This window comes from Alicyclobacillus fodiniaquatilis (assembly GCF_042678105.1).
GTDB lineage: Bacteria > Bacillota > Bacilli > Alicyclobacillales > Alicyclobacillaceae > Alicyclobacillus > Alicyclobacillus fodiniaquatilis.
On the sequence record NZ_JBHUCX010000038.1, the window covers coordinates 25,005 to 38,750 of the forward strand.

General features: G+C 50.2%; 12 protein-coding genes. 6 read left to right on the forward strand and 6 right to left on the reverse strand.

Features of this window, described 5'->3' with window-relative positions; genetic code table 11:
* Nucleotides 1-9: 9 nt before the first annotated feature.
* The 6 genes from mnmE to rpmH form a co-directional block, all read right to left on the reverse strand.
* Nucleotides 10-1,395, reverse strand: a complete 1,386-nt coding sequence (mnmE, locus tag ACFSB2_RS14930) for a tRNA uridine-5-carboxymethylaminomethyl(34) synthesis GTPase MnmE (protein ID WP_377943897.1) — start codon at nt 1,393-1,395, stop codon at nt 10-12.
* 89 nt (nt 1,396-1,484) lie between these two features.
* Complete coding sequence (jag, locus tag ACFSB2_RS14935; RefSeq protein WP_377943885.1) at nt 1,485-2,135, reverse strand: RNA-binding cell elongation regulator Jag/EloR; 651 nt, start codon at nt 2,133-2,135, stop codon at nt 1,485-1,487.
* 27 nt (nt 2,136-2,162) lie between these two features.
* Nucleotides 2,163-3,212, reverse strand: a complete 1,050-nt coding sequence (locus ACFSB2_RS14940; protein WP_377943886.1) for a YidC/Oxa1 family membrane protein insertase — start codon at nt 3,210-3,212, stop codon at nt 2,163-2,165.
* A gap of 13 nt (nt 3,213-3,225) precedes the next feature.
* Nucleotides 3,226-3,453, reverse strand: a complete 228-nt coding sequence (gene yidD, locus ACFSB2_RS14945; protein WP_377943898.1) for a membrane protein insertion efficiency factor YidD — start codon at nt 3,451-3,453, stop codon at nt 3,226-3,228.
* Nucleotides 3,454-3,465: 12 nt separating this feature from the next.
* Nucleotides 3,466-3,804, reverse strand: coding sequence for a ribonuclease P protein component (rnpA, locus tag ACFSB2_RS14950; protein WP_377943887.1), 339 nt, complete (start codon nt 3,802-3,804; stop codon nt 3,466-3,468).
* 111 nt (nt 3,805-3,915) lie between these two features.
* Entirely contained in the window at nt 3,916-4,050 is a 135-nt protein-coding gene (gene rpmH, locus ACFSB2_RS14955; RefSeq protein WP_377943888.1) for a 50S ribosomal protein L34, read from the reverse strand.
* 473 nt (nt 4,051-4,523) lie between these two features.
* On the opposite strand from rpmH, the gene dnaA reads away from it, so the two are divergent.
* From dnaA to gyrA, 6 genes are all read left to right on the forward strand, one after another.
* Nucleotides 4,524-5,933: a chromosomal replication initiator protein DnaA gene (gene dnaA / locus ACFSB2_RS14960; RefSeq protein WP_377943889.1), complete on the forward strand. Its 1,410-nt coding sequence runs from the start codon at nt 4,524-4,526 to the stop codon at nt 5,931-5,933.
* Nucleotides 5,934-6,164: 231 nt separating this feature from the next.
* Complete coding sequence (dnaN, locus tag ACFSB2_RS14965; protein WP_377943891.1) at nt 6,165-7,286, forward strand: DNA polymerase III subunit beta; 1,122 nt, start codon at nt 6,165-6,167, stop codon at nt 7,284-7,286.
* 2 nt (nt 7,287-7,288) lie between these two features.
* Nucleotides 7,289-7,513, forward strand: a complete 225-nt coding sequence (locus ACFSB2_RS14970) for an RNA-binding S4 domain-containing protein (RefSeq protein ID WP_377943892.1) — start codon at nt 7,289-7,291, stop codon at nt 7,511-7,513.
* A complete protein-coding gene (recF, locus tag ACFSB2_RS14975) occupies nt 7,500-8,612 on the forward strand; it encodes a DNA replication/repair protein RecF (RefSeq protein ID WP_377943893.1) in 1,113 nt (370 codons plus the stop codon). The genes ACFSB2_RS14970 and recF overlap by 14 nt, the downstream gene beginning before the upstream one ends.
* Before the next feature lie 94 nt (nt 8,613-8,706).
* Nucleotides 8,707-10,611, forward strand: coding sequence for a DNA topoisomerase (ATP-hydrolyzing) subunit B (gene gyrB, locus ACFSB2_RS14980; protein WP_377943894.1), 1,905 nt, complete (start codon nt 8,707-8,709; stop codon nt 10,609-10,611).
* 28 nt (nt 10,612-10,639) lie between these two features.
* Nucleotides 10,640-13,108: a DNA gyrase subunit A gene (gene gyrA, locus ACFSB2_RS14985; protein WP_377943895.1), complete on the forward strand. Its 2,469-nt coding sequence runs from the start codon at nt 10,640-10,642 to the stop codon at nt 13,106-13,108.
* Nucleotides 13,109-13,746: the final 638 nt, after the last annotated feature.

The following is a 13,746-nucleotide window of genomic DNA, read 5'->3' on the forward strand; positions in this document are numbered from 1 at the left end:
TCACCTCACTTATTTCCCAAGGCAAAATTGTGAAAATATCTCATCCAGCAAATCCTCGCCGGTTTCTTCGCCAATCACGAATCCCAATTGTTCATAACCTGATTGCAGCGCAACAGCAATCAAGTCCAGTGTAGCACCTGCACTGGCTGCATTCATAGCTGCCAATAAATCCGTCTTTGCCAAATCTAACAAGTGCTTTTGCCGTGCGTTGGTCATATACGTGCTATCCCGCTCAGTCAGCAAGTTGGTCCGCACCGTCTCAGCAATCTTATCTTCCAGCGCCGTCAAGTTCATATGTTCTTTTGCTGAGATGTGTACGACACCTGCCGCATCCCACTCACGCAACCAATCTTCACAAGCTGGGTGCAACCCTTTGTCCACCTTGTTGACTACAAAAATGCGCCGCACGTCCCCAGTCGACGCGACAATCTCCACATCCTCGTCGGTTGGCGCGAGACTGCCATCCAGCACGACCAAAGCCAACTCCGCATCTCGAATGGTCTGCCGCGACTTATCGACGCCAATTTTCTCTACGACATCCTCCGTCTCCCGAATACCCGCCGTATCCACCAACTTCAAGGGAATACCGTGCACATTCACGTACTCTTCCAGCACATCCCGCGTCGTACCTGGAATATCTGTCACAATGGCTCGATCACTATGCAATATCGCATTCAAAAGCGAGGACTTTCCGACGTTCGGCTTTCCGACAATCGCCGTCGCCACGCCTTCCCGCAATATCCGGCCCATTTCTGCGCTCTCGCGCAATGCATCGATGCGCCCGACCAACTGCGCGCCCGTCTCCATCACCTGCCGACAAGCGACATCCTCCACATCGTGTTCTGGATAGTCAATCGTCACTTCCACGTGCGCCTGCAGATGAATGAGCGCTTTGCGGATGGATCGAACTTCGTCACGGAAACGCCCTTGAACTTGTTGCAACGCAAGCCGTCCAGCAAAGGCCGTTTTTGCGCGAATCAGGTCAATCACCGCTTCTGCCTGCGACAAATCAATACGTCCGTTCAAAAACGCCCGTTTGGTGAACTCGCCTGGTTCCGCCATCCGCGCACCTGCCGCCAACGCCGCCTCTAAAACGGCGCCCACCAATTGAACGCCACCGTGCACCTGCAATTCGACGACATCTTCCGCAGTATAACTTTTGGGCCCTGGCATCCAAAGGACCAGGCCCTCATCTATCTGCTGTCCCGATTTTGGATGGACAATTTGACCATAGAGCACTTGACGCTGACTCGTCAGGGAGACATCTCGTCCACTTGGCGTCTGCACAATTTTAGCCGTGATATTCCCGGCAAGAGGCCCGCTGATCCGCACCACGCCAACGCTCGCTTCACCCAGTGCAGTCGCAATGGCTGCAATGGTGTCAAAGTCCATAATCGTAACCCCATTTCGCGTGAAACAGCGAAACCCTTCTCACTTGGAGGAGGGTTTGCCCGTTTATGCTTCTTTCAAAACTGCACACAACATCAAGTATGGTAGTTGATCCGTCTCGGTACGATCTTCACCTTGCGATATGGATCCTTGCCTTCACTCGACGTGGTGATATCCAAACGACTCTGAAGTAAAGTATGAATGAACTTTCGTTCTGCCGACGACATGGCGTCAAGTGAAACCGGACGACCGGTACGAACTGCCCTGTCAGCAGCCTGTTCGGCGACACGGCGCAAGCTTTCACGGCGGCGTGCACGATATGTCCCAGCGTCCACAGTAAATTTGACAAATCCGTCATGCTCTCGATTGGCGACAATATTGACCAGATACTGCAGTGAATCCAACGTCACGCCGTGGCGACCGATCACAATGGGCAACACCTCGTCCGCGCACTCAATACTCACGACATATTCCGTGCCTTCTGCATGATCCCGCTCAACTGAAACAGTCGCTGGCGCATCCATCCGCTTTAAAACACCTTCAGTGAAATCCCTGGCCATTTCTACAGGTGTCTGGGCAATGGACACTTCCACCTCAGCATCCTTGCCACCGATAAAGCCAAATAAGCCTTTTACTGGTTCCGAAATGACCCGCACTTGTGCTTGCGATCTCGCCACACCCAATTTGACAAGCGCAGATGTGACCGCTTCTTCAACAGTTCGTCCCGTCACTACGACTCGCTTCATCTAGCCTTCTCCTTCAGCCGCTGAAACTTATTCGCCGCTGCGACCGCTTGGCGGCTGATCCTCTGATTGATCAACTTTTTTCTTGTTGCTCGAGTTTCTTGTGTTACTTGCGTTGCCTGTATGATTACTCCGGGCTTTTGCACCATCACTTTTCTTTACTGGTTTGCCTGTCTTTTGTGACGCCGAATTTTGCGTTGGCTTTTTCCCTTTGCTCGCTTGACCCGAAGAGGCCACAGACGACCTGGTTGCCGATTTGCCGCCAGCCGATTTTGAACCTTGTCCAGCAGGCGCCGGACGCGGTTTTACGTTTACAGTTGCAGCGGCCGCATTGCCAACAGCTGGTGCCGCGCTCGTTCGCATAAACACATACGTCTGTAAAGCTGTAAACAGATTTGTGTAAATCCAGTACAGAACCAACCCTGCCGGAAACCGTATACCGATGAACAAAATGAAGATAGGCATAATGTACAAAATCATTTTTTGCTGTTGTTGTTGCGGGTTGTTTTTCATCATGACCCAAGATGACAACAGCGTGGTCAGCGCAGCTACAACGGGGAGAATATAGTGGGGGTCTTTTTCACCCAACTGGAAAATCCCCAAAAAAGTACTATGGTGAAGGTTGGCGTTGCCCAAAATGGCGCCATACAGCGCCCACAGCACAGGCAGTTGAATCAATGTCGGCAGACATCCAGTGACAGGATTGGTCCCTGCCTCCTGATAAAGCCGCATGGTTTCCTGTTGAATTTTCTGATTATCACCTTTATATTTGGTGCGGATCTTTTGAATTTCCGGCTGCATGGCCATCATTCTTCTTTGATAGCGCATCTGCCGAATAAACAGAGGCAAAATGATCAAACGAACGATCACGGTCACAATCAAGATTGCGAAACCGTAACTATTTCCGAAGAGATGCGCAAAAAAGTCAATGACATCAGAAATAAAATGAAGAACACTGCCCCACGGCCCATGCGGCCAAACCCCTGGCTTGGACGGATACATACCACACCCGGTCAATGAGACGACGAGTACAGCACTTAGGATCCATGTCCACCTGCGTTGTGTACGTTTTGCCTCCAAAACTGCAATCCCCCTACTGTGCTTGCGGCACCTCATCTACACCACCGGGATGCCAGGGCCCGCATTTTGCCAACCGCTTTATTGCTAACCAACTACCTTTAAATACACCAAAGCGCGATACTGCTTGCAGGGCATACTCCGAGCAAGTCGGAACAAAGCGACAGCTTGGCGCCCTGACTGACGATATATATATTTGATAAAAGCGGATCAACGCTATCAGCACTTTGCGCACAGATACCATCTCCTCGTCCAATCATACCACGATTCTCGCCTTAGAGATGAGTTTCATCACATCCTGCATCAGCTCATGATAATCGGCTTCTGCCGCATCCTTGCGACACACCACCACAATATCCAAGGACTTGTCCTTTAATTCAGGCAAAAGAGATTGAAACCCTGCGCGCAACATCCGCTTGACACGATTGCGAACGACTGCGTTGCCCACTTTCTTGCTAATTGAAAAACCGACGCGAACTATACTTTGTCGATTGTCGCAATAATACAATACCAATCGATGTGTCGCAAACGATTTTCCGCGTCGAAAAACACGCCGGAAATCACGATTTTCCTTCAATCGGTATTGATTTTGCACAACAACTCGTCCCTTCCTGCCCCACACTCGGTTTTTTGTTTTCTTTTCGCACCTTTTTTGAACTTAATGAAAAACAACAAAATTCATCAAAAAAGGCCACGAATCGTGGCCTTAAGCTGATAAAACTTTACGTCCCCTATGCCGGCGTGCTGCAAGAACCCGACGACCATTTTTTGTCGCCATGCGTTTGCGAAACCCGTGGTTCTTTTTCCGTTTCCGTACATTCGGTTGATAGGTCGGTTTCATCAGGACACCTCCCTTTTAGACAGACACGACGCATGATACAGCAAGGGCCCAGTTTTGTCAATCCACCACCGTCATCCACAATCCACATGTGGATAGCTTCCGACAAAATTCGATCAAATTCGTTGTGGATAACATTTATCCACATGGTTAGACACATTTCCACATATGGATAAATGCCAAACTGACTAAGATGTCTCTCTTGTGGATATTTCATTTCGACATTGCTCGACTCGTTGATTTTCTGGTAATATAATCGCTACAATCATCCACAGTAGCTGTGAGTTATAAATTGTATCCACAGATTTATCCACAACTTGTGGATAACATTACCCACATATCCTGCACATGTGAATTATCCACATATATTTTTCCACAATGGGGGTAAGGCGTCTGAAATAATAGGCGTTCCTGCAAACTTTTTTATTTTTTATCGAACGTCTTTACGCTTTTAATTTTAGGAGGGCCAGCAGTTTATGAGCGCGCGAACCGATGTGAAGTACTTCGATGACCTTTGGAAACAAGTGTTGGTCATGATGAAGGAGCGCCTATCCGGTCCCACCTTCGAAACTTGGTTCGATGGTACAAAGATCCTCAAGTACGATGCGGCGAATAACAGCCTATTCATCTATACGCCGACACCATTCGTCAAAGAATGGATTGAGGGGCACTATACGACCACCATCCAAAATATGATCATTGCCATGACCGAACAGGAGTACCGACTTCAATTCGTCACTGATTGGTCGGAAGAAAAGCAGGAAACGGTCAAATCTGTACGCCCGGCAACGCAACCAACTGGGGGAAACACAGCAGGCAATACGGCGGCAGGAGATGAACAAGAGGACGAAGTGCAGTCCCAGGGACTGATACCGCGCTACACGTTTGAGACGTTTGTCATCGGCTCAAGCAACCGCTTTGCGCACGCAGCGTGTCTGGCCGTGGCTGAGCGGCCCGCGCAGGGCTACAACCCGTTGTTTATTTACGGCGGCGTCGGGCTGGGCAAGACGCACTTGATGCATGCAATTGGCCATTTTGTCCGCACGTACGACGCAAATGCAAAAGTGTCGTACTTGTCTTCGGAGCGCTTTACCAATGAGTTCATCAAGTCCATTCGCGACAACCAAACCGAAGCGTTTCGCAATCGCTATCGTTCCATCGACATTTTGTTGATTGATGACATTCAATTTCTGGCCAACAAGGAACAAACACAGGAAGAGTTCTTCCACACGTTCAACAGTTTGCACGAAGCCGGCAAGCAAATTGTCATCAGCAGCGACCGCCCCCCGCGCGAGATCCCAACGCTGGAGGACCGGTTGAGATCCCGCTTTGAGTGGGGGCTCATCACAGATATTCAACCGCCGGATCTGGAGACGAGAATTGCCATTTTGCAACGGAAGGCGCGTTCAGATGGACTAGAAATCACCGAGGATGTCCTGGCGTACATCGCCAACCAGGTCGATTCCAACATTCGCGAGTTAGAAGGGGCGCTCATTCGCGTCGTGGCTTACTCCTCACTCGTCAACGAAGATGTCTCGCCAGAATTGGCGCAAGTCGCCCTAAAGGACATTATCTCACCTGAACGGCCGCGAACCATTCAAGTGACCCAGGTCCAAAAAGTAATTGGCGATCACTTTGGGTTGAAAATGGAGGACCTAAAAGGCAAAAAACGCACAAGAAACATTGCATTCCCACGTCAGATTGCAATGTTTTTAACGCGCGAGTTGACGGATATGTCCTTGCCCAGGATTGGCGATGCGTTCGGCGGTCGAGATCACACCACCGTTTTGCATGCCTGTGACAGAGTTGCAGAAGTGGCTGCGAAAGATGAGGAATTGAAAGCGACATTAGAACGCCTGTCACAGGCAATTCGCACTTTCACGTAATTATCCACATGTGGATAAGAAACTCCGGCCATACATGACGACTTGTCCACAAGTTTATAAACAAGCTAGAAATTCATAGATTCACGAGAATCGTAGGTTATCCACATATTCACCGTGCCTACTATGATGATTACTATGTTTATCTAGATCCTAGATCCTCATTCTATATAATTAGAGTGGGATGTTTCGTTTCTGGAATTGAGATAGCAGTGGAAGGGGTACGCTCTGATTATGCGGTTTTCCATTCAAAAAACGGCGCTCGTACAAGCCGTCCAAATTGTGTCGAAAGCGGTCGCTGTACGCACTACCAAACAGGTTCTTTCCGGTATTTTGCTGGAAGTGCGCGATGCGGAAATCGTTGTTACTGCTTATGATATGGAATTGGGTATTCAAACCCGCATTACAGCGACAGATGACAATCAACTGAAAATTGAACAACCGGGCTCCATCGTGCTGCCAGCTCGATATTTTTCTGAAGTCATTCGCAAATTGCCTGACACCATCATTACTATGCATGTAGCAAACAACTATATGACAGAAATTTCGACTGCCTCTGTTCAATTCCATTTACATGGAATCGATGCAGAGGAATTTCCCAAACTACCTTCATTTGTCGGCGTTGATAAATTGCAGTTGCAATCCGATGTATTGGCCAATCTAATTCGCACGACTGCTTTTGCGACTGCAAATACGGAAGTACGCCCCGTTTTGACAGGCATCGATATAAAATGCCAAGATAATCAATTGGTGTTCATTGCGACAGACGGATTGCGATTGGCCACGCATCATGTCGAATTGAGCGACGCCCCCACTTGGGAAGCAGTCATACCCGGCAAATCTCTGCTCGAATTGACAAAAATTTTGCCAAGTGGAGATGCTGGTGTAGATCTCTATCTCACCAAGAGCCACAGTCTCTTTATTACCGGGGACACCCGCTTTTACACCAGATTGATTGACGGTACATATCCTGATACGTCAAGGATTATTCCCAGCAGTCACAAAACAGAACTGCGGGTTGCGGGCGACGAAATGCTCGGCGCAATTGACAGAGCTGCTCTCATTGCGCGCGATAGGGACAATCACATGGTGAGAATTGAAGTAGAGGACAAAGTGATGACAGTCTCTTCAAATTCACCGGAGATTGGGAATGTGTCGGAGACCGTCGGGATCGAACAAAAAGATGGCGAGAACGTGCAGATCGCTTTTAACGGTCGCTATGTGCTTGACGCTTTGCGGGCGCTTGACGCAACTTCGTTGACCATTCGCTTCAATGGCGCCACACAAGCATTTGTCATCGAGAAAACGGGTGACAAATCAGTATTGCAATTGATTTCGCCTGTGCTTTGGAGGTAATGATGGAAATCCGCTTTAGAGGGGCGCACATTACCGTTGGACAACTGTTGAAAAAACTTGATATCGTGTCTTCTGGCGGCGAAGTTAAACTATTTCTCGAAGATCAGCCGATTGTCGTCAATGGACAGTCTGAATCTCGCAGAGGCAGGAAACTTGTCGCGGGGGACAAAGTGCGTATTGGCAAACAAACTTACGTGTTGAAAGGCGAGCCGAATGCATCTGACTGAACTGAATCTCAGTCACTTTCGCAACTATACGGAACAAACCATTCAGTTGTCGCCGCAAGTGAATCTATTTTGCGGCGACAATGGCCAAGGCAAGACCAACGCGCTCGAAGCCATTGGCCTGCTCGCCATCGGGAAATCACATCGGACCAGCCGTGACAAAGATCTGATTGCGTGGTCAGCGGATACGGCGGTCGTGGATGGCGTGGTAGAAGCGCAACATGGTCCGCGAAAGCTGCGTTTGGAATTGGGCGCAAGCGGCCGCAAAGCGTTTGTCAACCGGGTGCAACAGACCAAAATGACCGATTTTGTCGGTCATTTTCAAGTTGTCCTATTTGCGCCGGAAGATCTCCAATTGGTCAAGGGCGGGCCGAAGGAGCGCCGGCGCTTTATCGACGTGGAGTTGGGTCAAACGCAGCCGCTCTATTTGCATCACCTGGCAAACTATGGCCGGGCTTTGCAACAACGGAACAAACTTTTGAAAACAGGTGTCTTCGATGAGGTGTATATGGCGGCGTTTGATGAGCAACTGGCGTTGTCCGGGGCACATGTTGTCCAACGCCGTTTGCAATTTATCGCCAAGATGAAACCTGTGGCTCGACAGGTCTATGTGGACATTTCCGACGGTCGCGAGACATTCGACTTTCAATACACCTCCACCATTCCGAGGGTGGATCAAGACACGCCGCTTGCACAAATTGCGGAACAATTTTCACGTGCACTTTCGGATAGACGCCAGACGGATATCCGCATGGGCTATACCACCGTGGGACCGCACCGGGATGACTTGCAACTGCTTTTAAACGGACAGGATGTGCAGAGCTTTGCCAGCCAGGGTCAACAGCGGACCATTGCCCTGTCGCTGCGATTGGCCGAGATCGACTTTATTTATCGGGAGATTGGCGAGTATCCTGTTCTGTTGCTCGATGATGTGCTGTCAGAACTCGATGATACACGTCAGCGCAATTTGGTTTTGTCGATGAGCAAAAAGGTACAAACCATCATCACGACGACCACTTTGTTTCATCTCGAGGAGGAACTGAAGGGGGCAGCCCGACTGTTTCACGTCGCATCTGGTATAATAACCGAGGATAATGTCTGAAACGGCGTGAAATGGGCGATCCTGTGGCCAATACAGCAAGTTGAACGTGAACATCGCGCAGACACCGAAGCGCGCGAATGTGGAGGGAAACTAGTTGTCAGAACAAGTTTATGATGAATCACAAATACAAGTCCTTGAAGGCTTAGAGGCTGTGCGCAAGCGTCCAGGCATGTACATTGGGTCAACCAGTGTCAAAGGGCTGCATCACCTTGTCTGGGAAATTGTCGACAATGCGGTCGACGAGGCGCTCGCTGGACGATGCACGCGCATCGTCGTACAAGTGCACGAGGATAACAGCGTCACAGTCGTGGATAACGGCGCGGGTTTCCCGGTCGGCATACACGCGAAAACAGGTCGGCCGGCGGTTGAGACGGCTTTGACTGTGTTGCACGCGGGGGGGAAATTCGGCGGATCGGGCTACAAGGTTTCCGGTGGCTTGCACGGTGTGGGCGCGTCGGTTGTGAACGCGTTGTCCGAGTGGATGAAGGTCGAGGTGCACCGCGACGGGCATATTTATGTGCAGGAGTATGAACGGGGACAGCCGCTCTATGACCTGAAAGTGATTGGCGACAGCAACAAGACGGGAACAAGCGTCAGTTTCCGACCAGATCCGCAGATTTTCACGGAGACGACGGTGTTTCAGGCTGACGTGTTGCAGGGGCGTCTGCGCGAGTTGGCGTTCCTCAATGCAGGTTTGGCCATCATCTTGGAAGATCAGCGCGAAGGCGGCAAGACACATGAGTATCATTACTCTGGCGGCGTCAAGGAATTTGTCCTTTATTTAAACCATTCGAAGGACGCCCTGTTTCCAGATCCAGTCTTTGTGTCGGGGATAAAAGACGAGGTCACAGCTGAAATTGCACTGCAATACAACGATGGCTATGCTTCGACACTGTATTCGTTCGCCAATAATATCAACACACACGAAGGCGGTACGCACGAGTCCGGATTTAAGAGTGCGCTGACGCGGGTCATCAACGATTACGGTCGGAAGAACGGTCTGATTAAAGGCAACGAAAACAATTTGACAGGCGATGACGTCCGTGAAGGTCTCGCTGCGGTCATCAGCGTCAAAGTCCCCGAACCGCAATTCGAGGGGCAAACCAAGACGAAGCTCGGGAACAGTGAAGTTCGCGGCATTGTCGAAAGTTTATTCGGCGAGAAGCTGCAGATATTTTTGGACGAAAACCCCGGCGTGGCTCGGCGGATCGTCGATAAATGCGTGACTGCCGCGCGTGCGCGTGAAGCAGCGCGTAAAGCGAGGGAACTGACGCGGCGCAAGAGCGCGTTGGAAGTGACGAGTTTGCCCGGGAAATTAACTGACTGTGTTTCGAAAGACCCTGAGATATCCGAATTGTACCTGGTTGAGGGCGATTCAGCAGGCGGTTCTGCCAAGGGTGGTCGAGATCCACAACGTCAGGCCATCTTGCCGTTGCGCGGGAAAATTCTCAATGTCGAGAAAGCCCGTTTAGATAAAATTTTGTCGAATGAGGAAATTCGTGCGATCATCACCGCCTGCGGTACAGGGATTGGCAACGAGTTTGACCTGTCCAAAGCGCGTTATCATAAAGTAGTCATCATGACGGATGCGGATCACGATGGCAGCCACATTCGCATTTTGCTTTTGACGCTGTTTTATCGATTTATGCGTCCATTGATTGATGCTGGGTACATCTATCTTGCACAACCGCCGCTCTACAAGATTCAAAAAGGGAAGAGCATTCGCTATGCGTATTCAGATGCTGAACTTGAGCGGGTCTTGAATGAAATTGGCCGTGCGGGGATTGGATTGCAGCGTTATAAAGGTCTCGGTGAGATGAACCCGGAACAATTGTGGGAAACCACGATGGATCCGGATTCGCGGACCATGTTGCAAGTCACCATGGAAGATGCGATAGATGCGGATATGATTTTTAGCACCTTGATGGGCGACAAGGTTGAACCACGCCGTGATTTTATTGCGGAAAATGCGCTCTATGTACGCAATTTGGATGTCTAATGCCAATTTCATTGAGGAGTGAGGCTATTTGGCTGAGGACCAAAAGAGTGTAATCCCGATTGATATCGGTCAAGAATTGCGAAATTCGTTCATGGATTACGCGATGAGCATCATCGTAGCACGTGCCATTCCGGATGTGCGAGATGGGTTAAAACCAGTGCACCGGCGGATTTTGTACGCGATGTACGATGCCGGTATGACATCGGATAAACCTTATAAAAAATCAGCTCGTATCGTCGGTGATGTCCTCGGTAAGTTTCATCCACATGGGGATTCATCTGTCTACGAGGCGCTGGTTCGTTTGGCGCAGGACTTTTCCACGCGCTATCCACTTGTGGACGGCCATGGGAACTTTGGTTCTATCGACGGCGACTCGGCTGCTGCCATGCGGTATACCGAATCGCGGATGTCGGGCATCGCGACAGAACTGCTGCGTGACATCAACAAGGAAACGGTAGATTTTATCCCAAACTATGATGAGAACGAACAGGAGCCGACGGTTTTACCATCGCGGTATCCGAATTTGTTGGTCAATGGTTCGCAAGGGATTGCTATCGGCATGGCGACCAATATCCCGCCGCACAACTTGCGCGAGATCATTGATGGGGTCATCAAAGTGATTGACAATCCAGATGTGGATGTCAACGAGTTGATGCAAGTCGTCAAGGGTCCAGACTTTCCGACAGGTTCCTTGATTCTCGGCCGTGACGGCATACGCAAAGCGTACGAAACAGGCCGTGGTTCCATCACCGTGCGCGCTGTCAGCCACTTTGAAGAGATGGCAGGCGGCAAGACGCGCATTGTCGTCACCCAGATTCCGTATCAGCAGAACAAGGCGCGCATTGTCGAAAAAATCGCTGAGTTGGCTCGCGACAAAAAAGTAGACGGCATCACTGATTTGCGCGACGAGACGGATCGCAAAGGGATACGCGTGGTCGTTGAATTGCGCCGCGACGTGCGTCCACAGGTCGTTTTGAACAACTTGTTTAAACATACGGGGCTACAGACGAGCTTTGGCGTGATCATGCTGGCCATCGTCAATGGTGAGCCGAAGGTGCTGTCGCTCAAGGACGCGCTGTATCATTACCTGGAACATCAACGGGTCGTCGTGCGCCGTCGTACGCAGTATGATTTGAATCGGGCGGAAGCGCGGGCGCACATTTTAGAGGGTTTGCGCATCGCGTTGGACCATTTGGACGAAGTCATCGCCCTGATTCGCGGTTCACAGACTGTCGACATTGCCCGCGAAGGATTAATGACGCGGTTTGCGCTGTCCGAAGAGCAGGCGCAGGCGATTCTGGATATGCGCTTGCAACGTTTGACTGGTTTGGAACGCGACAAAATTGAGGCCGAATATGCGGAGTTGCAAAAACGAATTCAGGAGTTGCGCGCCATTTTGGCAGATGAACAACTGCTGTTGAACGTCATTCGTGAAGAATTGCTGGAAATCCGCAACAAGTACGGTGACGAGCGGCGGACAAAGATCATTGCGGCAGAAGGGGAAATCAACGAGGCAGATTTGATTCCCGTGCATGATGTCGTGATCGCAATCACTCATCGGGGATATATCAAGCGGATTCCACTGTCGACGTATCACAGCCAGCGCCGCGGCGGACGCGGAATGTCGCTGATGGGCACACGCGATGAGGATTTTGTCGATCAGCTGTATGTGACGTCGACACACGACTATTTGCTCTTCTTTACGAATCGTGGTCGGATGTACGCCATCAAGGGCTATGATGTGCCGGAGTTCAGCCGTCAAGCGCGGGGGATCCCCATCATCAATCTGCTGAACATCGAGCAGAATGAGAAAATCACGGCCGTCATTCCCGTGCAGTCTATGGATCCGGAGGAGATTTCCGGTGTGCACTTGTTCTTCGCCACGCGCCAGGGTATCGTCAAAAAGACAGCTTTGAGCGACTATTCGAATATTCGCAAGAATGGTCTTATCGCCATTCATCTGCGCGATGATGACGAAGTCGTAGGGGTCAAGCTGACGGACGGCGCCAAGGAGATCATGATGGTCACGCGTCAAGGCCTGGCCATACGTTTTCCAGAGTCGGACGTTCGCAATATGGGACGCGCAGCCACCGGGGTCAAAGGCATTCAATTGAGCGGCGACGATCAAGTGATTGCCATGGATGTAGCCGAGGATGATCACGACGTGCTCGCAGTCACCAGTCGCGGTTACGGCAAGCGTACGCCTGTGAAGGAATATCGTGCGCAAACACGCGGCGGCAAAGGCATCAAGACCATGAACTGCACCAAGAAGAACGGGCAAGTGATTGAAATGCGTATGGTCACAGCAGAGGACGATATGATGATCATCACTCAATCTGGTGTCGCCATCCGCATTCACGTGAAGGATATTTCGACACAGAGTCGAAACACGCAAGGCGTACGGTTGATTAACGTAGATGAAGGCCAAGAGGTCGCTACAGTTGGTCGTGTCGTTGCTGTCGATGGCGACGATGATGAGGATATACTGGATGAGTAATGTTATTTTTTGATACGCTATCCGTGGGAGGATATCGTCTATGAACGATCTTTTAGATTTTGTGATTCACACGGGCGCCATGTTTTTTGCGTTTTTCATATTCGTGGGGCTGGCGGTGCTGGTTGTCAATGCGCTCGTGCGGGAGTAGTTCGGTCATTCTCTAAAGCGTCAAAAGGACTGCTGGTCCAAAGCACATAAAGCCGCAAGGGTTGCCTTTGCGGCTTTTGTGTTTGTAATGCTGTTATCTATCGGACTTTGCAGTTGATTGACAAGGGATTCTAGAGGCAGCGGCAGAGCGATTTGGATTGGTTTGATCACGCTTGATTGCTCATTTAACCAACCATTATCACGATGTTGGATTCATAAATTTAAGTTTGTTGAAATTCATGTTTGACATCTAGGTACAGGGGTGATATATTAGTCGATGTCGCTTCGAGCGCTTCTCTTTCGATTCCGACCGATATATCCCGTCACATCAACGTTTTCTTCACTTGGTCTCCAAGTTTCGAAAACCTAAATGGTTGACAACGAACCTCGCTTCGTGATATATTGCTTGAGCTGCTTCGACAGAAGCTGCATTGAATTGGTACCTTGAAAACTAAACACACAGCCACGCCTTGAGCGATTCAACGTGGGCA